The organism is Telluria sp. ZB2R32 (assembly GCF_059685715.1).
Genome location: NZ_JCASIG010000001.1, coordinates 841,969 through 866,231, shown reverse-complemented (window position 1 = coordinate 866,231; position 24,263 = coordinate 841,969). Strand labels below are relative to the sequence as shown.

At 64.8% G+C, this 24,263-nt stretch carries 22 protein-coding genes; 18 read left to right on the top strand and 4 right to left on the bottom strand.

Annotated features, from left to right (window positions below; genetic code table 11):
• Positions 1-71 precede the first annotated feature (71 nt).
• Both AC56LG_RS03710 and AC56LG_RS03705 read right to left on the bottom strand, forming a co-directional pair.
• Positions 72-773: a fumarylacetoacetate hydrolase family protein gene (locus AC56LG_RS03710; protein ID WP_497164778.1), complete on the bottom strand. Its 702-nt coding sequence runs from the start codon at positions 771-773 to the stop codon at positions 72-74.
• An 82-nt stretch (positions 774-855) separates the two neighbouring features.
• A complete protein-coding gene (locus tag AC56LG_RS03705; RefSeq protein WP_497164777.1) occupies positions 856-1,806 on the bottom strand; it encodes an AAA family ATPase in 951 nt (316 codons plus the stop codon).
• 449 nt (positions 1,807-2,255) lie between these two features.
• On the opposite strand from AC56LG_RS03705, the gene mraZ reads away from it, so the two are divergent.
• The 15 genes from mraZ (at position 2,256) to ftsZ (ending at position 19,389) form a co-directional block, all read left to right on the top strand.
• Positions 2,256-2,684, top strand: coding sequence for a division/cell wall cluster transcriptional repressor MraZ (gene mraZ / locus AC56LG_RS03700; protein WP_497164776.1), 429 nt, complete (start codon positions 2,256-2,258; stop codon positions 2,682-2,684).
• A gap of 7 nt (positions 2,685-2,691) precedes the next feature.
• A complete protein-coding gene (rsmH, locus tag AC56LG_RS03695) occupies positions 2,692-3,669 on the top strand; it encodes a 16S rRNA (cytosine(1402)-N(4))-methyltransferase RsmH (protein ID WP_497164775.1) in 978 nt (325 codons plus the stop codon).
• On the top strand, positions 3,666-3,941 hold the full coding sequence (ftsL, locus tag AC56LG_RS03690) for a cell division protein FtsL (protein ID WP_497164774.1): 276 nt from the start codon (positions 3,666-3,668) through the stop codon (positions 3,939-3,941). The genes rsmH and ftsL overlap by 4 nt, the downstream gene beginning before the upstream one ends.
• The gene (locus AC56LG_RS03685; protein WP_497164773.1) at positions 3,938-5,713 is read left to right on the top strand and encodes a peptidoglycan D,D-transpeptidase FtsI family protein; all 1,776 of its coding nucleotides are present in this window, start codon (positions 3,938-3,940) and stop codon (positions 5,711-5,713) included. Before ftsL ends, AC56LG_RS03685 begins: the two co-directional genes overlap by 4 nt.
• On the top strand, positions 5,713-7,269 hold the full coding sequence (locus AC56LG_RS03680) for a UDP-N-acetylmuramoyl-L-alanyl-D-glutamate--2,6-diaminopimelate ligase (protein WP_497165015.1): 1,557 nt from the start codon (positions 5,713-5,715) through the stop codon (positions 7,267-7,269). Before AC56LG_RS03685 ends, AC56LG_RS03680 begins: the two co-directional genes overlap by 1 nt.
• A 3-nt stretch (positions 7,270-7,272) precedes the next feature.
• Positions 7,273-8,643 carry a UDP-N-acetylmuramoyl-tripeptide--D-alanyl-D-alanine ligase gene (locus AC56LG_RS03675; RefSeq protein WP_497164772.1) on the top strand — a complete coding sequence of 457 codons (1,371 nt, stop codon included), beginning with the start codon at positions 7,273-7,275 and terminating at the stop codon, positions 8,641-8,643.
• Entirely contained in the window at positions 8,643-9,812 is a 1,170-nt protein-coding gene (gene mraY, locus AC56LG_RS03670; RefSeq protein WP_497164771.1) for a phospho-N-acetylmuramoyl-pentapeptide-transferase, read from the top strand. The genes AC56LG_RS03675 and mraY overlap by 1 nt, the downstream gene beginning before the upstream one ends.
• A complete protein-coding gene (murD, locus tag AC56LG_RS03665) occupies positions 9,812-11,308 on the top strand; it encodes a UDP-N-acetylmuramoyl-L-alanine--D-glutamate ligase (protein ID WP_497164770.1) in 1,497 nt (498 codons plus the stop codon). The genes mraY and murD overlap by 1 nt, the downstream gene beginning before the upstream one ends.
• A complete protein-coding gene (ftsW, locus tag AC56LG_RS03660) occupies positions 11,308-12,528 on the top strand; it encodes a putative lipid II flippase FtsW (protein ID WP_497164769.1) in 1,221 nt (406 codons plus the stop codon). Before murD ends, ftsW begins: the two co-directional genes overlap by 1 nt.
• On the top strand, positions 12,525-13,607 hold the full coding sequence (gene murG / locus AC56LG_RS03655; RefSeq protein ID WP_497164768.1) for an undecaprenyldiphospho-muramoylpentapeptide beta-N-acetylglucosaminyltransferase: 1,083 nt from the start codon (positions 12,525-12,527) through the stop codon (positions 13,605-13,607). The genes ftsW and murG overlap by 4 nt, the downstream gene beginning before the upstream one ends.
• A gap of 9 nt (positions 13,608-13,616) precedes the next feature.
• On the top strand, positions 13,617-15,014 hold the full coding sequence (gene murC, locus AC56LG_RS03650) for a UDP-N-acetylmuramate--L-alanine ligase (RefSeq protein ID WP_497164767.1): 1,398 nt from the start codon (positions 13,617-13,619) through the stop codon (positions 15,012-15,014).
• Positions 15,011-15,967, top strand: coding sequence for a D-alanine--D-alanine ligase (locus tag AC56LG_RS03645; RefSeq protein ID WP_497164766.1), 957 nt, complete (start codon positions 15,011-15,013; stop codon positions 15,965-15,967). Before murC ends, AC56LG_RS03645 begins: the two co-directional genes overlap by 4 nt.
• 3 nt (positions 15,968-15,970) lie before the next feature.
• Positions 15,971-16,798: a cell division protein FtsQ/DivIB gene (locus tag AC56LG_RS03640; RefSeq protein WP_497164765.1), complete on the top strand. Its 828-nt coding sequence runs from the start codon at positions 15,971-15,973 to the stop codon at positions 16,796-16,798.
• Between the two features lie 11 nt (positions 16,799-16,809).
• Entirely contained in the window at positions 16,810-18,042 is a 1,233-nt protein-coding gene (gene ftsA / locus AC56LG_RS03635; RefSeq protein ID WP_192049809.1) for a cell division protein FtsA, read from the top strand.
• A 147-nt stretch (positions 18,043-18,189) separates the two neighbouring features.
• Positions 18,190-19,389 (top strand): cell division protein FtsZ, encoded by a 1,200-nt coding sequence (gene ftsZ / locus AC56LG_RS03630; protein WP_497164764.1) that lies wholly within the window; start codon positions 18,190-18,192, stop codon positions 19,387-19,389.
• Positions 19,390-19,536: 147 nt separating this feature from the next.
• On the opposite strand, the gene AC56LG_RS03625 is transcribed toward ftsZ, so the two are convergent.
• Positions 19,537-20,865: a class I SAM-dependent methyltransferase gene (locus AC56LG_RS03625; RefSeq protein ID WP_497164763.1), complete on the bottom strand. Its 1,329-nt coding sequence runs from the start codon at positions 20,863-20,865 to the stop codon at positions 19,537-19,539.
• A 119-nt stretch (positions 20,866-20,984) separates the two neighbouring features.
• On the opposite strand from AC56LG_RS03625, the gene AC56LG_RS03620 reads away from it, so the two are divergent.
• The 3 genes from AC56LG_RS03620 to lpxC all read left to right on the top strand — a co-directional run bounded on the left by AC56LG_RS03620 (position 20,985) and on the right by lpxC (position 23,461).
• Positions 20,985-21,488 (top strand): peroxiredoxin, encoded by a 504-nt coding sequence (locus AC56LG_RS03620; protein ID WP_497164762.1) that lies wholly within the window; start codon positions 20,985-20,987, stop codon positions 21,486-21,488.
• A gap of 133 nt (positions 21,489-21,621) precedes the next feature.
• The gene (locus AC56LG_RS03615; RefSeq protein ID WP_497165014.1) at positions 21,622-22,464 is read left to right on the top strand and encodes a DMT family transporter; all 843 of its coding nucleotides are present in this window, start codon (positions 21,622-21,624) and stop codon (positions 22,462-22,464) included.
• Between the two features lie 61 nt (positions 22,465-22,525).
• Positions 22,526-23,461: a UDP-3-O-acyl-N-acetylglucosamine deacetylase gene (gene lpxC, locus AC56LG_RS03610; protein WP_497164761.1), complete on the top strand. Its 936-nt coding sequence runs from the start codon at positions 22,526-22,528 to the stop codon at positions 23,459-23,461.
• A 121-nt stretch (positions 23,462-23,582) separates the two neighbouring features.
• Here the strand turns inward: lpxC and AC56LG_RS03605 are convergent, their stop codons facing one another.
• Positions 23,583-24,050 (bottom strand): DciA family protein, encoded by a 468-nt coding sequence (locus AC56LG_RS03605; protein WP_497164760.1) that lies wholly within the window; start codon positions 24,048-24,050, stop codon positions 23,583-23,585.
• Between the last annotated feature and the right edge of the window lie 213 nt (positions 24,051-24,263).

The following is a 24,263-nucleotide window of genomic DNA, read 5'->3' as shown; positions in this document are numbered from 1 at the left end:
TGCACCGCGTTGACGCCATGAATGCCGCTGACACGACGTATGCTTCACGCGTGGGCGGAGCCCACCCTACGTCACGACTTTTCGACGATTTCCAGGTCGAATTCATCGACCCCCGCCACCTCGCCATGCACCCGGTCGCCCGGCTGCAAGGCGCCGACGCCGCCCGGCGTGCCGGTGAAGATCAGGTCTCCCGGCGCCAGCGTCACCATGCGCGACAGGTGGCTGATGATGTCGGCGATCGGCCAGATCATCTCGTTCAGGCAGCCGTCCTGGCGCACTTCGCCATTCACCAGGATGCGGATGCAGGCGTCCTCGGTCGGATGGCCAAAGGCGCTGACCGGACGCAGCGGGGTGCAGGGCGCCGAGGCATCGAAGCCCTTGGCCATGTCCCACGGCCGGCCGGTGTCCTTGGCCGCGGCCTGCATGTCGCGCCGGGTCAGGTCGATGCCGACGCCGTAGCCCCACACTTTGCTCAATGCCTCGTCGGCCGGAATGTCGGCGCCGCCGGCGCGCAGGGCGACCACCAGCTCGATCTCGTGGTGCAGCTCGCTCGTCGCCGGCGGATAGGGCAGGGCGCCTTCGGCGGGCACGACGGCGTCGGCCGGCTTGGTGAAGAAGAACGGCGGCTCGCGGTTCGGATCGCTGCCCATTTCGCGCGCGTGGGTCGCGTAGTTGCGGCCGACGCAGAAGACGCGGCGGATCGGGAAGCGGGCGCTGCTGCCGAAAACGGCGAGCGAAGGCGTGGCGGGTGGCGTGAAGGCGAACTCGGACATGGGGCTCTCTGGTTGACGGTATGGCCTCATTCTAGCGCCGCCTGCCGTCTCGTGGAGAGAAGCTGCGAACCGGATGCGATTTTCAGAATCCGATCCGGCCCCGTCCCGGCGCCACGCGCAGGCGCACGTCCTCCACCGCCACGTGCCCGCGCCCGCCGGCCACCGCATAGCCCAGGCTGTCGAGCAGGGTCTTGCGCAAGTCGCGCGGCGCGATTGGCGCCAGCCGCTCGAGCACCGCATCGGGCAGGCGGGCGTCGAAGCCGGGCAGGTTCAATTCGACCAGCAGGTCGGCGTACATGCGCTGGGCGATGCCGGCCGACTGTTCCGGTGTCGGCGCCGGCACCTCGTAGACCGCCATCCGGTTCAAGAGCGGCGCCGGGATGCCTTCGGTCGAGTTGGCGGTCAATACCCAGAAGATCTGGCTGGCGTCGATCTCGACGTCGATGAATTCGTCGCGGAAGGCTTGCGCCGTTTCCGGTTCCAGCAACTGGTAGAGGGCTGCCAGCGGATCGGATTGCGAAGAGCCGCTCGCCTTTTCCACTTCGTCGAGCACGACCACCGGGTTGGCGTACTGGCCGCGCACCAGGCGCTCGGCGACCTTGCCGCACTTGGCGCCGCGCCAGCTGGCGGAGCTGCCGGTGATGACGAAGCCGGCCGACAGCGCGTTCATGCTGATCAGTTCGCAATCGGTACCCAGCGCGCGCGCCAGGCGTTTGGCGAAATGGGTCTTACCCACACCCGGTCCGCCCAGCAGCAGGATCGGCATCACGTTGAACCCCTTGTTGCCGGCGTGGGCCAGGCGCAGGTAGCGCGCCAGGTCGTCGAGCACGGCGTCGAAGTTCGGGCACTCTTCCAGTAACGGGGACAGGGCGTCGGTCGAGGATGGGGTGGTGATGAAGCGCTCGGGGCCGGCGCCCAGCATGCGCTCATAAAAGGCGTCGAGTTCGGGCGAGCGGCCGCGGCTGCGGTCGAGAGCATCCTGCACGTCGAGCAGGTCGTAGACGGCACGGGTTCGCGCGATGGTCAGACTCACAGATCACTCCTTGCCAACGAGTAATTCCAAGCCCGTTTTTCGAACTGCCGGGCGATAAGAAATCCTAACCCGTCCGGCATGAATCTGCAATTTTTGCGCCCTCGGGAGCGGCGCGATTCCTGTGACTGGAATACAAGGCGTCTTTACAGAAATATGTTCCTAATAGCAACAATGTGACCCACCTGTCTAGATGAGGTAAGACATTCACTCTTTACGCTAAGTGCTTAATTTACTGAGATATTTTCTCTTGAGACTACTTCAGCGTTGCGCGCTAAGTCCTTCATTTCATTGGCAAAATTCGGGTTTTTCCTACTGGAATTCGCTTGACCAGTAACAACGCTTCCTCTAAAGTGGGAAACGGTGTGAAAAAGTGCAGTTTTGTGGGAGGAAATAGACTCTCCCGGCGCCCAGAACAACTAAACTGATAAATCTTCAAAGCTAGGTAAAACGTGTTTCAAGGCGCGTCAGCGATCAATCTCGATGCGAAAGGCCGGATGTCGATTCCGGCAAAGCATCGTGACGCCCTCGCGCTGCAATGCGAAGGCCGCCTCACGCTGACCCGCCACCCGCACGGCTGCCTGTTGTTTTTCCCGCGTCCCGTGTGGGAAACCCACCGCGACCAGATCGCCGCCTGGCCCATGTCGGCGCGCGCCTGGCAGCGCATTTTCCTCGGTAACGCCAGCGATGTCGAGATGGACAGCGCCGGCCGTGTGCTGATTTCTCCCGAACTGCGTGCCGCTGTCGGCCTGGAAAAAGAAGTGATGATGCTCGGCATGGGCAGCCACTTCGAGATCTGGGATGCCGCCAGGCTGGCCGAAGATGAAGCATCCGCCGTTGCCGGCGGCATGCCCGATGTACTCTCCAATTTCTCTTTCTGAGGCACGGATGACGATTGACACTCCGGTGCCCGAACTGCTGCATCGCACGGTACTGCTTGACGAAGCGGTTGACGCGCTCAACCTCGAAGAAGGCCGGCGCAAGGACGGCCTGTATATAGACGGCACCTTCGGCCGCGGCGGCCACAGCCGCCTGCTGCTGTCGCGCCTGGGGCCAAGCGGCCGCCTGGTCGCCTTCGACAAGGACCCGATGGCGATCGCCACCGCGCAGCAGATCGCCGATCCACGCTTCTCGATCGTCCACGACAGCTTCGCCACGATGGGCACGGCACTCGCCGCGCAGGGCGTGGCATACGTGGACGGCATCCTGCTCGATCTCGGTATCTCATCGCCCCAGGTCGACGACGCCACGCGCGGCTTCAGCTTCCGCAACGATGGCCCGCTCGACATGCGGATGGACACGACACGCGGACTCTCGGCCGCCGAATGGGTAGCCACGGCGACCGAACAACAACTGGAAAAGGTTATACGTGATTATGGGGAAGAACGGTTTGCTTTTCAGATTGCAAAGGCGATTGTTGCTCGCCGGGCAGTCGAGCCAATTTCAAGCACACGCCAGCTTGCCGCAATCGTGGCAGACGCGGTCAAGACCCGGGAAAAAGGCAAGGATCCGGCCACCCGCACCTTTCAGGCTATCCGGATTTTCGTCAATAAAGAGCTTGAGGACCTCGAGGCAGGGCTGACGGCTGCCTACGCCATGCTCGCGCCCGGCTCGCGCATGTCGGTGATCAGCTTCCACTCGCTCGAAGACCGCATGGTCAAGCAGTTTTTCGCCAGCAAGGCCAAGGTGGCGCAACCGGACCGGCGTCTGCCGATCCGCGCCGTCGACCTGCCGCAGCCGCAGATGAAGCTGATCGCCAAGATCAAGCCGTCGGACGAGGAGGTTGCCGCCAACCCGCGCGCCCGTTCGGCGGTGCTGCGCGTGGCCGAGCGCCTCGAAGACGTGCCAAAGGGTTCGGCTAAATGAGCAACAAGCTCAACATCGTGCTGGCTGCCGGCCTGATCGCCTGCGGCCTGACCCTTGTCAACGCGCGCTACCAGGCGCGCCATTTATTCGTCGAGCTCGAGCGCCTGCAGCAGACCGGCCGCCAGCTCGACATCGACTGGGCCCAGCTGCAGCTGGACCAGTCCACGCTCGGCAAGAACGAGCGCATCGAACAGATCGCCCGCACCAACCTGAACATGACACCGCTGACCCCGGCCCGCACCCAGTACCTGACGACGGAGGGCGTGCAATGAAGCGCGACAAGCCGTTCACCACCGGGCGCGTCGCCGCCGCCAAGGGCATGGCCTTTTCCAAAAGCCCGGTGCTGGCCGTGCGCCTGCCCGACTGGCGCTCGCGCGTGGTGCTGTTCGTGCTGTTCGCGGCCTTCGCCGCGCTCGGCCTGCGCGCGCTCTGGCTGCAGGGCATGTCGACCCAGTTCCTGCAAAAGCAGGGCAAGAGCCGCTACGAGCGCACGCTCGAACTGCCGGCCACGCGCGGCAAGATCATGGACCGCAACGGCGAGGTGCTCGCTTCCTCGCTGCCGGTGAAAGCCGTGTGGGCGATCCCCGAAGATGTGCTGGCCTCGCCGCCCGAGAAGCTGGCCGCACTGGCTGGCCTGCTCGACATGCCGGAAGCGGAACTGCGCAAGAAACTCGACTCGGACCGCACCTTCGTCTACCTGAAACGCCAGGTCGAGATGGACGTCATCGCCAGGATCGAAAAGCTGAAAATCACCGGCCTCGACACGCGCAAGGAATACAAGCGTTTCTATCCGCAGGGCGAAGTCATGACCCACATGGTCGGCTTCACCAACGTCGAAGACGTCGGCCAGGAAGGCATGGAGCTGGCGCAGCAAAAGTCGCTGGTCGGCGCGCCCGGCAGCCGCCGCGTGATCAAGGACCGCCTGGGCCGCATTGTCGAAGACCTGGGCTATTCGCGCGAGCCGCACGACGGCAAGGACCTGACGCTGTCGGTCGATTCCAAGCTCCAGTACATCGCTTTCACCAGCGTCAAGAACGCGGTCGAGAAGTTCAATGCCCAGGCCGGCGGCGCCGTCGTGCTCGACGTGCAGACCGGCGAAGTGCTGGCCATGGCCAACTACCCGAGCTACAACCCGAACGACCGCCGCAACCTCACCGGCGCCCAGCTGCGCAACCGCGTCATCACCGACACCTTCGAGCCCGGCTCGACGATCAAGCCGGTGACCGTGGCGCTCGGCCTGGAAACCAAACGCATCACGCCGAACACCGTGTTCGACACCTCGCCCGGCTTCATGATGGTGACCGGCAAACGCATCCGCGATACCCATAACTACGGCGTGCGCACGGTCGGCGGCATCATCCAGAAGTCGTCGAACATCGGCGTCGTCAAAATCTCGCAGATGATCCCGGCGCAGGAAATGTGGGAGATGTACACCAAGCTCGGTTACGGCCAGGCGCCGCGTTTCGGCTTCCCCGGCCCGACCGCCGGCCGCGTGCGTCCATGGAAGTCGTGGAAGCCGATCGAATACGCCAACATGGCCTTCGGCCACGGCCTGTCGGTGTCGCTGCTGCAGATGGCGCGCTCGTACATGATCTTCGCGCGCAACGGCGACATCATTCCGCTCTCGTTCGTGAAGGTAAACGAAGAGCCGGTCGGCCAGCAGGTGATTTCGCCGAAGACCGCGGCGCAGGTGCGCACCATGCTCGAATCGGTGGTCGGCCCGGAAGGCACGGCCTCGAAGGCGCAGGTGCCCGGCTACCGCGTGGGCGGCAAGACCGGCACCGCCGAGAAGATCGTCAACGGCCGTTACTCGCGCACCGACAACATCGGCTATTTCGTCGGCATCGCGCCGATGTCCAAGCCGCGCTTCATCATCGCCGTCATGATCGACAACCCGCGCGGCGCGCTGCGCACCGGCGGCAGCGTCGCGGCGCCGACCGCCGCCGACCTGGCGGCCAACGCGCTGCGGGCCGCCAACATCGCGCCCGATTCGTCGGTGACCGACATCATCATTCCGGAAGAACCACTCGAGGAGAGTTTGTGATGGCGCTTAGCCAGCTCGAAAGCCGCCAGCGCGATGCCGCACGCTGGATCGTTGCCGCCGCACCGGGCGGCAGACTCGTTTCCGACTCGCGCCAGGTGACGCCGGGCGACGTCTTCTTTGCCTATCCCGGCGAAACCGCCGACGGCCGCCGCTTCATCGCGCAGGCGGTGGCCAATGGCGCCGTCGCCGTCGTCCATGAAGAACGCGATTTCGCCTGGGACGACGCCATCGCGGTGCCGCACCTGGCCGTACCGAACCTGAAACTGCAGGCCGGTTTGATCGCGCATGCCGTGCTCGGCCAGCCCGACGCCGACATGTTCACCGTCGGCGTCACCGGCACCAACGGCAAGACCTCATGCGCTGTCTGGCTCGGCCAGGCCTTTGCGCGCCTGGGCGAGACCGCCGCCGTCATCGGCACGCTGGGCGTGGCCATGTACAAGGGCCGCGGCGAACCGGAATTCGACGTCACCGGCTACACCACGCCGGACGCCGTGCTGCTCGCCAGCCGCCTGGCGGCCGTGCGCGAAGCGCGGGCGCGTTCGCTGGCGATCGAAGTGTCCTCGATTGGCCTGGTCGAAGGGCGCCTCGCCGGCCTGCATTTCGACGTCGCGATTTTTACCAACCTGACGCGCGACCACCTCGACTACCACGGCGACATGGCGACCTACGAGGCGGCCAAGATCAAGCTGTTCGAATGGCCGGACTTGCAGACCGCCGTCGTCAACCTCGACGATCCGGCCGGCCAGCGCCTGGTGGCGCACCTGCGCGCGACCAATCCCGCACTGGCGATCACCGGTTACACGCTGCACGACGCCACTACCCAGCCGCCGATCGACGGCGTGAACATCCTGCGCGCGTCGAACAAGCGCAGCCGCCCGGCGGGCAGCGAATTCCAGCTCGAGGCGCAGGGTGAGCAAACTGCGGGCTCCCTGCTGGTGAAAACCCAGCTGGTCGGCCACTTCAACATCAGCAATGCGCTGGCGGTACTGGGCGCGCTGCTGGCCAAGGGCGTGGAACTGAAAAACGCGGTCGAGGCGATCGAAGCCTTGCTGCCGGCCCCAGGCCGCATGCAGCAGGTCGGCGGCCAGGATGCGCCGCTGGTCGTGATCGACTACGCGCACACGCCGGACGCGCTGGAAAAAACGCTGGCCGCGCTGCGCCAGGTCGCGACTGAACGCGGCGGCCAGTTATGGTGCGTGTTCGGCTGCGGCGGCGACCGCGATCCGGGCAAACGTCCGCAGATGGGCGCGATCGCGCAAGCTGCCGACCAGGTGGTCGTCACCAGCGACAATCCGCGCAGCGAAGAACCGAACGCGATCATCGCGCAGATCGTGGCCGGCATGGACGCGGCGGGTGCGCCGCACCAGGCGGTCGAAGACCGGGCGACTGCCATCCTGGCCGCCGTCAAGCAGGCAAATAAACAGGACGTGATCCTGCTGGCCGGGAAGGGCCACGAACCCTACCAGGAAATCAAGGGCAAGAAGCTGCCGTTTTCCGACGCCGACCACGCCGCGCTGGCCTTGAGTGCGCGGCTCACCATGATGAGGACAAATTAAACTATGCGCGGTACGCTCGCCCAATTGATCGCGTCGATGCCCGGCTCGCAGATGACTGCCGATGCCAGCTTCGACAAGGTCTCGACCGACAGCCGCACGGCGAATGCCGGCGCGCTGTTCGTCGCATTGCGCGGCGAGACGTTCGACGCCCACGACTTCCTGCCGCAAGTGGCCGCCAACGGCGCCGCGGCGGTGGTTGCCGAGCGCCTGCCGGAAGGCTGGACCCTGCCGGCGATCGTGGTGCCGGACACCCTGGTGGCCTTGGGCCAGATCGCCAACAGTTGGCGCCGGCAGTATGCGATTCCGGTGATCGGCGTCACCGGCAGCAACGGCAAGACGACCGTCAAGGAAATGATCGCGTCCATCCTGGCCGCCGTATTCGGCGAACAGGCGCGCCTGGCCACGCAGGGAAACCTGAACAACGAGATCGGCGTGCCGCTGACGCTGATGCGCCTGGACGCCGCGCACCGCGCCGCCGTGGTCGAACTGGGCATGAACCATCCGGGAGAAATCGCACGGCTGGCGGCGATCGCCCAGCCGACGGTCGCCATGGTCAACAACGCCCAGCGCGAGCACCAGGAATTCATGCACACGGTGGAAGCGGTGGCGCAGGAAAACGGTTCGGTGTTCGCCGCCTTGCCGGCGGACGGCGTCGCCGTCTATCCGGGCGACGACACGTATACGGCGCTGTGGCAGGGGCTAGCGTCGCACTGCCGCAGCATCACCTTCGGCCTGTCGGACGCCTGCGACGTGCGCGCGTTGTACGTCAGCAGCGGATTCGGTAACAATTTGAAAGTGACAGTCCCGGGCGGCGCGTTTGACCTGACACTGGCGGCGGCGGGCGAGCACAATGTGCGCAACGCGCTGGCGGCGATTGCCTGCGCGCTGGCGGCGGGCATCGAACACGGCACGATCGTGCGCGGCCTGGAAGCCTTTGCACCGGTGGGCGGCCGCCTGCAGCGCAAGCAGGCCGCCAACGGCGCGCTGGTAATCGACGACACCTATAACGCCAACCCGGATTCGATGCGCGCCGCGATCGACGTGCTGGCGAGTTATCCGGCGCCGCGCATCCTGGTGGTGGGCGACATGGGCGAAGTCGGCACGCAGGGACGCGAGTTCCACGAAGAGATTGGCGCGTATGCGCATAGCCGCGGCATCGAGACGGTGCTGGCGACGGGTGAACTGTCGCGCTACCTGACGGCGCACGGGGCACAACATTTTGAGCAGTTCGAGGACGTATTGGCAGCACTGGACAAGGCACTGGGCGGCAATTCTGATGCAACTGTGTTGGTGAAAGGCTCGCGCTTCATGAAGATGGAACGCGTCGTCGCTCACCTGATCGGATCCACACACACTGGCAAGGACGCCCACTAATGCTTCTCTGGCTCGCACAATACCTGCAGGACTACATCGGTCCGATGCGCGTCTTTAACTTCATTACCTTCCGCGCGGTGTTCGCCACGATCACCGCGACCGCGCTCGGCCTGTTTACGGGCCCGGCCGTCATCCGCAAGCTGACCGAGATGAAGGTCGGCCAGGCGGTGCGCACGCAAGGCCCGCAAACCCACCTGAAAAAACACGGCACCCCGACCATGGGCGGCGTGCTGATCCTCATTTCGATCGCGATTTCCACGCTCCTGTGGTGCGACCTGTCGAACCGCCTGATCTGGCCGGTGCTGATCGTCACGCTCGGCTTTGGCGCCGTCGGCTGGGTCGACGATTACCGCAAGGTGGTCTACCAGGACCCGGAAGGCATGCGCTCGCGCGAAAAATACTTCTGGATGTCGCTGATCGGCATCGCCGCCTCGCTGTACCTGGCGTTCTCGGTCTCGGCGCCGACGCCATGGCAGGTCGGCCAGCTGTTCTGGGCCTGGGTGCAGTCGGGCTTCTCGCTCGACCTGCCGCCCAAGGCCGACCTGATCGTCCCGTTCTTCAAGACCATCAGCTATCCGCTGGGCGTCTGGGGCTTCATCGCGCTGACTTATTGCGTGATCGTCGGCACCTCGAACGCTGTGAATTTCACCGACGGCCTCGATGGCCTGGCCATCATGCCGACCGTGATGGTGGGCGGCGCGCTGGGACTGTTCGCTTACCTCACCGGTAACGTCACCTATTCGAAGTACCTGTTCATCCCGCACATCGCCGGCGCCGGCGAACTCCTGATTTTCTGCGGCGCGATGGCAGGGGCGGGCCTGGCCTTCCTCTGGTATAACGCGCACCCGGCGCAGATGTTCATGGGCGACGTCGGCGCGCTGGCCCTGGGCGGCGCGCTCGGCACCATCGCCGTCATCGTGCGCCAGGAAATCGTCCTGTTCATCATGGGCGGCGTGTTCGTCGCCGAAACGCTGTCGGTGATCATCCAGGTCTCGTGGTTCAAGTTCACGAAAAAGCGCTACGGTACCGGACGCCGCGTGTTCCTGATGGCGCCGCTGCACCACCATTTCGAACAAAAGGGCTGGAAGGAGACCAAGGTCGTGGTCCGCTTCTGGATTATCACGATGGTGCTGGTCCTGGTCGGTCTGTCCACTTTGAAGCTGCGTTGATGAACTACGAAGGCAAACTCGCCCTGGTCTTGGGGCTCGGCGAATCCGGGCTCGCGATGGCGCAATGGTTATATCGTTGCGGCGCGCGCGTGCGCGTGGCCGATACGCGCGGCGAACCGCAGCGCTTGCCGGCCCTGCGCGCCGCCGTGGCGGATGCCGAATTTATTGGCGGCGAATTCACCGCCGCCTTGGTCGATGGCGTCGACTTCGTCGCCGTCAGCCCGGGCCTGGCGCCGAACAAGGAACTGGCCGCGATCGTGCCGGCCGCGCAGGCAGGGAACATCCCCGTCTGGGGCGAGATCGAACTGTTCGCGCAAGCGCTGGCCGCGCTGAAGGCGGAACGTGGCTATGCGCCGAAAGTCATCGCCATTACCGGCACCAACGGCAAGACCACGGTGACCAGTCTCACCGGCCTGCTGTGCCGCCGCGCCGGTTTCGACACGCGCGTGGCCGGCAACATCAGCCCGGCGGCGCTGGACGTGCTGCGCGAAGCCCTCGCCGAAGACAAACTGCCGCAAGCCTGGGTGCTGGAACTGTCCAGCTTCCAGCTGCACACGACCTTCAGCCTGAATGCCGATGCGGCGACGGTACTGAACATCACCCAGGACCACCTTGACTGGCATGGCGACATGACGGCGTACGCGGCGGACAAGGCGCGCATCTTCGGCCAGGACACCACCCGCGTGCTGAACCGCGACGACGCCATCGTCATGGGCATGGCCGCGCCGGGCGTCGCGCAGATCACTTTCGGCACCGGCGAACCGCAGGAGGCGGGCAGCTTCGGCCTCGTCAACGAGCGCGGCGTGCTGTGGCTGGCGAATGCGGTTGCCGGCGAGGCGAGCGAAAAGAAACTGAAAAAAGGGGAGATGGCGGAGCCGGTCGAGATCACGGTCAGCCGCCTGATGCCGGCTGATGCCCTGAAAATCCGCGGCCTGCACAACGCCTCCAACGCGCTGGCTGCGCTGGCCCTGTGCCGCGCCGCCGGCCTGCCGCTCGCGCCCTTGCTGCACGGCTTGCGCGACTACGCGGGCGAACCGCACCGCGTCGAATTGGTTGCGACCATCGACGGCATCGATTACTACGACGACAGCAAGGGTACCAACGTCGGCGCCACCGTCGCCGCGCTGCAGGGCCTCGGCAAAGCCTTCACGGGCGAAGACCAGCAGATCCTGCTGATCGCCGGCGGCGACGGCAAGGGCCAGGATTTCAGTCCGCTGGCCGAGCCGGTGTCGCGCTACGTGCGCGCCGTGCTGCTGATCGGGAAGGATGCGCCGGCCCTGAAAGCGGCGATCGAACCGTCCGGCGTGCCGTGCTTCGACCTCGATGACCTGCCGCGCGCCGTGCGCCGCGCGGCAGGCCTGGCGCGTGCCGGCGACAGCGTGCTGCTGTCGCCCGCCTGCGCCAGCCTCGACATGTTCACCAACTACGCGCACCGCGCGCAGGTGTTCGTCGACACCGTGCGCGAGATCGCATTGGATAAAGGGATGGAGCTCTGATGGCCTTCCAGATCCCTTTTAAATTTTCGCCATCGAAGGACAAGGACGCCGTCGCCGAGCGCGCGCGTCCCTCGAAGATGATGGACTACGACCAGCCGCTGGTCTGGGTCACGCTGATCCTGATGCTGTTCGGGATGGTGATGGTGTATTCGGCCTCGATCGCGCTGCCCGATTCGCCCAAGTTCTCTTACCTGGAAGGGCGCCACGAATACTTCCTGTTCCGCCAGATGGCCTTTATCGGCGCCGCGATCCTGGCCGGTTACGTCACCTTCCGCGTCCCCGTCGCCACGCTGCAAAAGCTGGCGCCGCTGATGTTCGTCGGCACCCTGATCCTGCTGATCCTGGTGCTGATTCCCGGCGTGGGCGTGGTGGTGAACGGCGCGCGGCGCTGGTTGTCTTTAAAGGTGTTCAACCTGCAGCCGTCCGAGATGATGAAGATCGTCGCGGTGCTGTACGCGGCCGACTTCACGGTGCGCAAGCAGCAGTACATGCACAAGCTGACCAAGGGCTTCATGCCGATGGCGGCGGCGATCGGCGTGGTCGGCATGCTGCTGCTGCTCGAACCCGACCTGGGCGCCTTCGGCGTCATCGTCTGCATCGCCATGGGCATCCTGTTCCTCGGCGGCTTCAACATGATCTGGTTCGGCGGCATCGGCGCGATCCTGGTGGTCATCTTCACTTCGATCATCGCGCTGTCGCCATTCCGCCGCGCGCGCATGTTCGCCTACCTCGACCCGTGGCAGGAAGACAATGCGCTGGACAAGGCCTACCAGTTGACGCACTCGCTGATCGCCTTTGGCCGCGGCGAGATCGCCGGCGTGGGACTGGGTAACAGCGTGGAAAAACTGCACTACCTGCCGGAAGCGCATACCGACTTCATCATGGCCGTGATCGGCGAGGAACTCGGCCTGGTCGGCGTGCTGGTGACGCTGGCGCTGTTCTACTGGCTCGTAAAACGCGCCTTTGATATCGGCCGCCAGGCCATCGCGCTCGACCAGTTCTTCGCCGGCCTCGCCGCCAAGGGCATCGGCATCTGGATCGGCGTGCAGACCTTCATCAACATGGGCGTGAACCTGGGCCTGCTGCCGACCAAGGGCCTGACCCTGCCGCTGATGAGCTATGGCGGTTCGGGCGTGGTCATCAACTGCATCGGCCTGGCGATCTTGCTGCGCATCGATTACGAGAACCGCATCCAGATGCGCGGAGGGCGGACCAAATGACGGCGCCAAAACAGCTGATGATCATGGCCGCCGGCACCGGCGGCCACATCTTCCCCGGCGTGGCGATCGCCCAGACCATGCGCGAGCGCGGCTGGACCGTCACCTGGCTCGGCACCGCGCACGGCATGGAGCGCGAGTTCGTGCCGAAACACGGCATCGAGATGGACACCATCGACTTCGCCGGCCTGCGCGGCAAGGGTATCAAGCACACGATCACCGGTGCCTTCAAGATGGCGGCCTCGTTCGCGGCCTGCCTGCGCTACCTCGGCAAGAGAAAGCCCGACGTCGTGCTGGGCATGGGCGGCTACGTCACGGTGCCGGGCGGGATGATGGCGCGCACGCGCGGCATTCCGCTGGCGCTGGTGAATGCCGACGCGGCGCTGCTGTTGTCGAACAAGACCTTGACCCCGCTGGCCAGCCGCGTGCTGTTCGGCTTCCCGGCCGACTTCGGCAATGCCGCGGGCAAGGCGGTCGTCACCGGCAATCCGGTGCGCCAGGCGATCCTCGACCTGCCGTTGCCCGCCGAGCGTTTCGCCGGCCGCAGCGGCCCCTTGCGGGTGCTGGTCGTGGGCGGCAGCCTGGGTGCGAAGGTGCTGAACGACAGCGTGCCGGCGGCATTGGCGCTGATCGATGCCAACGTGCGTCCAGTCGTGACGCACCAGTCGGGCAAGAAGAACATCGACGCCTTGCGCATGGCTTATAAGCAGGCCGGCGTGGAAGCGAACGTGGTCGACTTCATCGACGACATGGCGGCGGCGTATGCGCAGGCCGACCTGGTCATCTGCCGCGCCGGTGCGATCACCGTGTCGGAACTGACGGCGGCCGGCGTGGCCAGCGTGCTGGTGCCGTTCGTCGCCAGCACCACCAGTCACCAGCGCGACAACGCGGTCTGGATGGACAAACAACAAGCGGCGATCCACCTGGCGCAGGGCGAACTGTCGGCGCAGCGCGTGGCGCAGCTGCTGCAAACGACGAGCCGCGCCGATTGCCTGGCGATGGCGCAGGCGGCGCATGGCGTGGGCAAGCGCAACGCCAATCAGGAAATCGCGGACGTGCTCGAACAACTGGCAAAGAAATAAACAAGAACAATGAAACACAAGATCAAGCATATTCACTTCGTCGGCATCGGCGGCAGCGGCATGAGCGGCATCGCCGAGGTGCTGCTCAACCTCGGCTATAAAGTCTCGGGTTCGGACCTGGGCAGCAATGCGGCCAGCCACCGTTTGAAAGACCTGGGCGCGCGCGTCTATCTCGGCCACCATGCCGACAACATCCTCGGCGCCGACGCGGTCGTGACCTCGACCGCCGTCAATGAAGCGAATCCCGAAGTGATGGCCGCGCGGGGCGCGCAGATTCCGGTGGTGCCGCGCGCAATCATGCTGGGCGAACTGATGCGCCTGAAGCGCGGCATCGCGATCGCCGGCACCCACGGCAAGACCACCACCACCAGCCTGGTGGCGTCGGTGCTGGCCCAGGGCGGGCTGGACCCGACCTTCGTCATCGGCGGAAAACTCAACAGCGCCGGCGCGAATGCGAAGCTGGGCACCGGCGACTACATCGTGGCCGAAGCCGACGAGTCGGATGCATCGTTCCTGAACCTGACGCCGATGATCGAGGTGATCACCAACATCGACGCCGACCACATGGAAACCTACGAGCACGACTTCGAAAAGCTCAAGGCGGCGTTCGTCAATTTCACCCACCGCCTGCCGTTCTACGGCCGCGTGATGCTGTGCATCGACGACAAGCACGTGCGCTCGATCCTGCCGCAGGTGACGAAACCGGTCACCACCTACGGCTTCGCGGAAGACGCGCAAGTGCGCGCGCTGGACGCCTATGCCGACGGCGTGCACATGCATTTCACGGTGCGCCAGGATGGCTATCCGGACACCAAATTCGTGCTCAACCAGCCTGGCATGCACAACGTGTTGAATGCCTGTTCGGCGATTGCGATCGCACGCGAGATCGGCATCGACGACGCCGCCACCGCGCAGGGTTTATTGGAATTCCGCGGCGTCGGCCGCCGCTTCACGCGCTATGGCGAGGTGGCGATCGAGGGCGGGGGCAGCTTTACCCTGGTCGACGACTTCGGCCACCACCCGGTCGAGACCGAGGTCACGCTGGCGGCGGCGCGCGCTGCGTACCCGGGCCGGCGCCTGGTGCTGGCCTTCCAGCCGCACCGCTACAGCCGCACGCGCGACCTGTTCGAAGACTTCGTCAAGGTGCTCTCGAGCCCCGACGTGCTGCTGCTGGCCGAAGTCTATCCGGCCGGCGAAGCGCCGATCGTCGCCGCCGACGGCCGCGCACTGGCGCGTTCGTTGCGCGCCGGCGGCAAGATCGAACCGATTTTCGTGGAAACGATCGCCGAGATGCCGGCCGCGATCCTGCAGGCGGTCAAGGACGGCGACGTCGTGCTGACCATGGGTGCTGGCTCGATCAGCGGTGTACCAAATCTCCTGACATCTGAACAAAAGGTTCCATCGTGAGCGACACCATTACCAATTTCGGCAAGGTCGGCGTGCTGTTCGGCGGCCGTTCGGCCGAGCGCGACGTTTCCATCATGTCCGGCACCGGCGTGCTGCAAGCCCTCAAAAGCCGCGGCATCGACGCCCACGGTTTCGATCCGGCCGAACGTTCGCTGGCCGAGCTGGCCGCCGAAGAATTCGACTGCGTCTTCATCGCGCTGCACGGCCGCTACGGCGAAGACGGCAGCCTGCAGGGCGCCCTCGAACAGCTCGGCATTCCCTATACCGGCAGCGGCGTCATGGCCTCGTCGGTCGGCATGGACAAGATCACCACCAAGATCATCTGGCTGTCGAAAAATATCCCGACCCCGCGCTACGCCACCGTGACGCCGGGCGACGACCTCGACGCCATCGTGGCCGAACTCGGTCTGCCATTGATCGTCAAGCCGCCGCTCGAAGGCTCGACCATCGGCATCACCAAGGTGGAACAGGCGGAAGAGTTCGAAGCGGCTGTTGCCCTGGCCGCCGGTTTCGATGAGGTCATCCTGGCCGAGGAATTCGTCACCGGCCGCGAGTTCACCGTCGCCGTGCTCGGCAGCGGCAAGAATGCGCGCGCGCTGCCGATCGTCGAGATCGTCGCCCCGCAAGGCAACTACGACTACCAGAACAAGTATTTTACGGACGACACCCGGTACCACTGCCCGGCGGACTTGCCGGCCGAGCTGACGGCCGAAATCCAGAAGCACGCGGTGGACGCCTACCGCGCGCTCGGCTGCGAAGGCTGGGGAAGGGTCGACGTGCTGGTGCGCGAGCGCGACATGCGCCCGTTCCTGTTGGAGGTAAATACCTCGCCCGGCATGACGAGCCACTCGCTGGTGCCGATGGCGGCGCGCGCGGAAGGCATCAGCTACGAAGAACTGTGCGTCGAGATCCTGCGTTCGGCGCGCTGCAAGATGGTGAAGGCACAAGGCTGACCTATGTGGCATGACGCACGCGCCCTCAACGCCACCGCCAGCACGCTGCTGGCGGCGACGCTGCTCGCCGCTATTGCGTCGGGCGTGTGGTGGCTGTCGCAGCGGCCGATGTTCACCTTGCGCGAAGTGCGCATCGAGAGCATCTACCGTATCGACCTCAAGCACGTGAACGAACTGACGGTACGGAACAGCGTATTGGGCAAGATCCGCGGTAACTTCTTCACCACCGACCTGGAACAGGTGCGCAGCACCTTCGAGGCGGTGCCGTGGGTGCGCCGCGCAACGGTGCGGCGCGAGTGGCCCAACGGCCTGATCGTGGAAGTCGAAGAACACGAAGCGCTCGGCACCTGGAACGAAGGACGCCTGCTGTCCGTGAAAGGCGATGTCTTCACCGCCAACCTGGCCGAGGCCGACGACGACCACGAGCTGCCGGCCTTTGTCGGGCCGGCCGGCAGCGAGAAGGACGTGCTGGCGCGCTTCTCGGAACTGCGTTCCTGGTTCGCGCCGGTGAAGCTGGTGCCGCAGGAACTGCTGCTGTCCTCGCGCTATGCCTGGACCGTCAAGCTGGACAACGGCATGAGCGTGGAGCTCGGCCGCGAGCACGACAAACATGCGGTCAAGGCGCGCGTGCAGCGCCTGGTCGGGGTCTATCCGCAGCTGGTCGCCCGGTTGCAGGAAGGCCGCATCGATACGATCGACATGCGCTATCCGAACGGACTGGCGCTGTCTTCCGCGGCCTTGAGTGTGCCGGCGGACGCCACCAAGCCTGTGAAGGCGGCGGCAAAGAAGAAAACAAAAACTCCGACTAACAAGACAACAAAGAACATCTAAGCAGGCGAGCAATGACAAAAGACGCGAAAAACCTGATCGTCGGCCTCGACATCGGCACCTCGAAGGTGGTGGCGGTGGTGGCCGAAGTGATGTCCGACGGACGCCACGAGGTGATCGGCCTCGGTCAGCACGAGTCGAAGGGATTGAAGAAGGGCGTTGTGGTCAACATCGAGGCCACCGTCGAGTCGATCCAGCGCGCGCTCGAGGAGGCCGAGCTGATGGCCGACTGCAAGATCCGGAATGTCTACGCGGGCATCGCCGGCAGCCATATCCGCTCCTTCAACTCGAGCGGCATGGTCGCGATCAAGGACAAGGAAGTCACCGCCACCGACGTCGCGCGCGTGATCGAGACGGCCAAGGCGGTCAACATCCCGACCGACCAGCAGCTGCTGCACACGGTGCCGCAGGAGTTCATCGTCGACAACCAGGAAGACGTGCGCGAGCCGATCGGCATGAGCGGCATCCGCCTGGAAGTGCGCGTGCACATCGTCACCGGCGCGGTGTCGGCGGTGCAGAACATCGTCAAGTGCGTGCGCCGCTGCGGCCTGGAAGTGTCGGACCTGATCCTGCAGCCGATGGCCTCGGCCGACGCGGTGCTGACCAACGACGAAAAGGAACTCGGCGTCGTCATCATCGACATCGGCGGCGGCACCACCGACATCGCGGTGTTCTCCGACGGCGCGATCCGCCACACGGCGGTGATCCCGATCGCCGGCGACCAGATCACCAGCGACATCGCGATGGCGCTGCGCACCCCGACCGGCGAAGCCGAGGAAATCAAGCTGCGCTACGGCGTGGCCAAGCAGGTGCTGGCCGATCCGGGCGAAACGCTGGAAGTGCCGGGGCTGGGCGACCGCGGTCCGCGCGCATTGTCGCGCCAGTCGCTGGCCGCCGTCATCGAGCCGCGCGTGGAAGAGCTGTTCGCGATGGTGCACCAGGTGGTGCGCGAGTCCGGCTACGAAGGCGTGCTGTCGTCGGGCATCGTGCTGACCGGCGGCACCTCGATGATGCCGGGGATGATCGAGATGGCCGAAGACATGTTCCTGAAACCGACGCGCCTGGGCACGCCGGATTATCGCGGCCAGCTCGCCGACGTGGTGCGCAGCCCGCGCTACGCGACCGTGCTCGGCCTGTTGATGGAAGCGAAAAAGCAGTATTTGCGGGGCCATATCGTGACGCGTCAGGATGGCTCGGTAAAGGCAGTCTGGCAGCGAATGAAGGAATGGTTCTTAGGGAATTTCTGAGTAGCAACGAGCGCGTTCAATAAACGTCTTTGATTCGGTACAAAACACAATTTTTTATAAATACTTAGCAGTATCCAAGCGCCAGGCCTGATAACCTTGTGAGGTTTGGTGCATGGATAGTGCAATTTGAAAAATAGGAGTCACATCATGGAGTTCGATATGGTCGATAACGCAGCACTGGGAACGGTGATCAAGGTCGTCGGCGTGGGTGGTGCGGGCGGCAACGCGGTGCAGCACATGATCAACAAAGGCGTGTCGGGCGTCGAGTTCATCGCCGCCAACACCGATGCCCAGGCGCTTGCGGTATCGAGTGCGGACAACATCATCCAGATCGGCGAATCGGGCCTCGGCGCCGGCATGCGTCCTGAAGTCGGCCGCCAGCTGGCCGAGCAGACCCGTTCGCGCATCGAAGACTCGCTGCGCGGCGCGCACATGGTCTTCATCGCCGCCGGCATGGGCGGCGGCACCGGCACCGGCGCCGCACCGATCGTGGCCGAAGTGGCCAAGACGATGGGCGCGCTGACGGTGGCCGTGGTTTCCAAGCCGTTCTCGTACGAAGGCAAGAAGTGCATGGACGTGGCCGAAGCCGGCCTGGAAGAACTGTCGAAGCACGTCGACTCCCTGATCATCATCCTCAACGAAAAGCTCGAAGACATCTACGAAGACGAATCGATGCTCGACTGGATGAAGCACGCCGACGACGTCCTGAACAACGCCGTCGCCGGTATCGCCGAGATCATCAACGTCCCGGGCCACATTAACGTCGACTTCAACGACGTCAAGACGATCATGAGCGAGCAGGGCAAGGCCATGATGGGCACCGCGACCGCTTCCGGCGTGGACCGCGCGCGCCTGGCCGCCGAACAGGCCGTCGCCTCGCCGCTGCTCGACGGTATCGACCTGTCCGGCGCCAAGGGCGTGCTGGTCAACGTCACCGCATCGCGTGGCCTGAAGGGTAAGGAAATCAAGGAAGTCATGGCCGCCGTGCGCGCCTTTGCCGCCCCTGACGCATCGATCGCGCAAGGCATCGCCTACGACGACGCGATGGGCGACGAGATCCGCGTGACCGTGGTCGCGACCGGCCTGGGCAAGGCGCAGAAGATGCAGCTGGTGCAGCCGCAGCAGGTGCTGCGCACCGGTACCTACAATGCGCCGATGATGGCCGGCACCGCGGCGGTCACCGCCGGCGTCCACATGGGCCACGCCGCCACCACCGGCAACGACGTCGGCATGAAGCAGCCGGCCGTGTGGCGCCGCGAGCAGGCATCGGAGCAGGTGCAGGCCATGCAGCGCAACGGTGTCGAGACCTACGACATCCCGGCCTTCCTGCGCAAGCAAGCCGACTAAGTTTTATACGGTTTCGTTAAAAACCGGGACCGGAGCGCTGCTCCGGTCCCGGTTTTTTTTATGGGCCGACGCTACTCGTAGGATGAACGGCTCTGCCGTCCACGCGTTCAACGCACGGATGCAATCCAATGCACGATGCAGCAGGTTTCAGCGGCAGCTGACATGCCGCAGCAGCAGCCGCTCGATCGCATTGAGCAGCCCGTAGACCGGCGCGAAGTCGGCGAACAGGGTGGCGTCGTCCGGCACCGGTCCGTGCCCGGCCGCTTTGGCCACACTGGCCCGCACCAGCTCGAAAATCTCGCCGAAGCTGCGCATGCCGTCGATCAGGCCGAGCACCTGACCTGAATAGCTGCCGGCGTCGACCGCCGCCTTCAGGCCCAGGTGCGGATGGGCGAGCATGGTGGGCGCGCCGTTCTTCGGCGCGAACATCTGCGCCAGCATCTTCGGGTCGAGCGGCTCATGGAAGTAGAAGGGGATGAAGTCGGCCTGCCCGTAGGGCGCCCTGGCTTGCGCGCCGGGCGTCATGTACATGGTGTGGCGCGTGATGTCGCCCATCAGCAGTTCCGACATCGCGTGGCGCGCACGTTCGCTCATGGCCGGCAGGCGCGCGCGCAGCTGGCGTGCTTCGAGTCCCAGCGTCAGCTCGGGCAGGTAAGGGAAGCGCCCGCGACCCACGTCCGACAGTTCGATGGTGAAACCGTGGCCGTCGCCCAGCCAGGCGTGCAGCTCTTCGACCGTATAGGCGCGGTCCTGGGTGTGCAGGAGGGAGTCGTAAATGCCGGCGTCGGTGTCGTTGTCGCCGTACAGGTCGCCCGCGCGGCCGTACCAGTTGCCCTTGGGGAGCGCCCCCAGCACTTCCTTGGCCTGGCCGATCTTTTCCGCCTCGCTGCAGCCGCCGTTCGCCAGGCGCAGCAACTGCTGCATGTGGTACACGCCGGTGCGGCCGATGGCGCCGTACACCATCAATGCGATCGCGCCGTGCGGCAACAGCACGCTCTTCAAGGCGCGCAGGCCCGCATCCGGATCGGCCAGGTGATGCAGCACGCCGGAACAGTTGATGTAGTCGAAGCGGCCGAGGTCCAGCTGCGGGATGTTCAGGAGCGAATCATGTACCCAGCGGATGTTGGTCAGGCGCCGGATCTGCGCGCGCTGCTGCGCCAGCCTGATGCTGGCCATGCTGAGGTCAAGGTGAACGATTTCGGCATTCGTCGCGCGCAGCTGCTCGGCGAGGAAAATCGTGGCGTCGCCGGTGCCGCCGCCCGCCACCAGCACCCGGAAGCCCTGGTCGAAGCGCTGCCTGCCGCCGAAGCAGTAGTGGTTGATCATCGGCAGGTCTTCGAGCCAGGTACGCTGCAGGCGCCGGTGTTCGTCGAGCGGATCGACCGGCGGGTAGGGCAGCTGCTCGTATTGCGCCTTCACGTCGGGAAGGTAGTTCTGGTTGTTCATCTGGAAGCCGGGCAAAGAGATGCCCGCCATCTTGCAAGCAAACGTTTGAATATGCAAGATCAGAGGGCGGACCGGAAAAGGGGCTGTCAGCAGGAACCGTTCGTTTCCGGCATACTTGAGGTTTTGGCACGACCACACTAAGGAATTTCATGACCATCAAGATTGGCGACCGCCTGCCGGAAGGCACCCTGGCCGAATTCATCGAGACCGAAACCGAAGGCTGCGCGCTCGGTCCGAACACCTTCCAGGTCAGCGAACTGGCGCAAGGTAAAAAAATCGCGATCTTCGGCCTGCCGGGCGCATTCACGCCGACCTGCTCGGCCAAGCACGTGCCGGGCTATGTCCAGAACGCCGACGCCCTCAAGGCCAAGGGCATCGACGAAATCTGGTGCATCTCGGTGAACGACGCCTTTGTCATGGGCGCCTGGGGCCGCGACCAGAAATCGACCGGCATCGTGCGCATGATGGCCGACGGGAATGCCGCATTCTCGCAAGCGCTGGGCCTGGATGCCGATTTCTCCAAGCACGGCATGGGCACGCGCTCGCAGCGCTACTCGATGGTCGTCGAAGACGGCGTCGTCACGCAGCTGAACGTGGAGCAGGGCGGCTTCGACGTCTCGAGCGCCGAAACGATGCTGTCGCAACTGGGCTGATCGCAGCCTGCTCTAAACGAACGGCGCTGCGGCGCCGTTTTTTGTCTGTTCCCATGCATATTCTTTTTCATTCCGACAGCCGAACGGTGTGCCCATGAGGGGCGCCACCGGCAACCTGCGCAGCATCTACGCGATGCTGATCGCCGTCCTCATGTTCTCGCTGATGGACACGGCCATGAAACTGCTCGCCGCGCATTATCCGGCGATGCAGGTGGCGTCGCTGCGCGCGCTGTCCTCGCTGCCGCTGGTCTGCGCCTACGTGGCCTGGCGCGGCGGTTTCAAGACCATGCTGCAGGTGCGCCCCGGCCTGCACCTGCTGCGCGGCGCGCTCGGCATCGGCATGCTGGCGCTGTTTGCCTACGGGCTGAAACAGCTGAGTTTGGCCGAAGCGTATTCGATCTTCTTCATCGCGCCGGCGCTGATCACGGCGATGTCGGTGTTTTTCTTGAAGGAGACCGTCAACCTGGCGCGCTGGATCGCGATTGTTGTCGGCCTGCTGGGCGTGCTGGTCGTGCTGCGCCCGGAAGGCGAGGGCATGCTGACCCTGGGCGGGCTGGCGATCCTGGCCTCGGCCGTGTGCTATGCGGTGTCGGCGATCGCGGCGCGGGTGCAGGCGCGCACCAACAGCACGCGCCAGATGATGTTCTGGCTGATGCTCCTGATGGCGATCGGCGCCACCACGCTGGCGGCGCCGAACTGGGTGGCGCTCGACCCGGCCCATGCCTGGCTGCTGCTGGGGCTGGCCATTTCCGGCTTCTTCGGCCAGCTGGCGATCACCGAAGCGTTTAGTCATGGCGAAGCCTCGGTGGTGGCGCCATTCGAATATTCGGCGCTGGCCTGGGGCGTGGCGATCGACTGGCTGCTGTGGCAGACGCTGCCCGACCGGTACACGCTGATCGGCGCGACCATCATCATCGGCAGCGGCATCTACCTGATCCGGCACGAGAAAGTGCACGTCGACAGCGAGCATCCATGATATTGCTGAGCTGCAAGGGTCGGGTTCGGCAGCGATTTTCCAGCGGCGATATAATCGATCCATGCTCAAACAACGAACCATCAAAGAACTGGTGCGCACGACCGGCGTCGGGCTGCACTCGGGCCGCAAGGTCGAATTGACGCTGCGTCCGGCGGCGGTCGATACCGGCATCGTGTTCCGCCGCGTCGACCTCGATCCGGTCGTCGAATTCCCGTCCAGTGCCGACGTCGTCGGCGACACGCGCATGGCCTCGGTGCTGATCAAGGACAGCGCGCGCGTCTCGACCGTCGAACACCTGATGTCGGCCTGTGCCGGCCTCGGCATCGACAACCTGTACATCGAGGTCACGGCCGAGGAAATCCCGATCATGGACGGCTCGGCGTCTTCCTTCGTGTTCCTGCTGCAGCAAGCGGGCGTCGAGGACCAGGCTGCGCCGAAGAAATTTATTCGCGTGCTGAAGGAAGTCGAAGTGCGCCAGGGCAGCGGCCACAACGAGAAGTGGGCGCGGTTGAAACCGCACGACGGCTTCAAGCTCGATTTCTTTATTGAATTCAATCACCCGGCGGTGGACGGCACGATGCAGAACGCGACGGTCGATTTCGCCCACGTGTCCTACGTGCACGACGTGGCGCGCGCGCGCACCTTCGGCTTCATGCAGGACGTCGAAAGCCTGCGCGGCATGGGCCTGGCGCGCGGCGGCTCGCTGGAAAACGCGATCGTGATGGACGAGTACCGCATCCTCAACGCCGATGGCCTGCGCTACGACGACGAATTCGTGCGCCACAAGATTCTCGATGCGATCGGCGATTTGTACCTGGTCGGGCATCCGCTGCTGGCGGCCTACGAGGCGCACAAGTCAGGCCACGCGCTCAACAACGACCTGCTGCGCGCCTTGTTGGCGCGGCCGGATGCGTACGAGATCGTGTCGTTCGATGGAGCCGAGGGTGCGCCGGCATCGTACGTGAAGCAGATGCAGCAGGAGTGGGCGCAGACGTGATGATGTGATGCGGTCGGGAGTGCATACGCCCATCATGCCCGCCCTACGTTATACCGCGGCCAACAATACAATGATGACGGTGGCGCACCGTAGGGCGGGCATGCCCGCCTGCACCGGCTGATTATCCGCGCCGTTTCGCCGCCAAGCGTTTCACCGCCGCCACCAGCGCCGCATTCTGCGGCGTATCCGGCAAACTGTCGCCCAACTCCTCGAACGCATCGACCGCCGTCGGCGGCAATTCCAGCACCCGCGTTTGCACCTGCTGCGGCATGGCGCGCGTGACCTGCACCTTCAGCCGCATCGACGTCACCTGCCAGCCGCGCGCCAACAAAGTACTCTGCAGCTTCGGCAGGTTCTGCTTCAGGCGCGCCGCGACGGCCGAGCTCGGCACGGCGAGGGTCAGCACGCCGTCCTGGAACGACAGCACGTCGCAATTGCCGGCGATGGCCGGCAGGGCGAAACCGACGTCGCGCTGCAGGTCGGCCATGCGCAGCGCAGCCGGCAGCAGGCTCGCCATGCGGTCGTTCGAGCGCAGGAAGTCCGTGACGTCGAACGAGGTCTTGCGGTTGCGGGTGCCGTAGATATGCATCGGGGGTGGAAAAAGAGGTGGTTCTAAGGCCGCAACATACCATAACCACCTGCCGGATGTGGTAATCCGCCCCGGGCAAGGCAATTTGGCAACATTCTTTCAGGCACGACACTTGTTATCATGCCTATCATCCCCAAGTGTGGCCGCATCGCATGATAAAATCATTCGCTTTATGCCCCCCGTCAGCCTTTAGGGGGCCTCGAAAAACCGTAG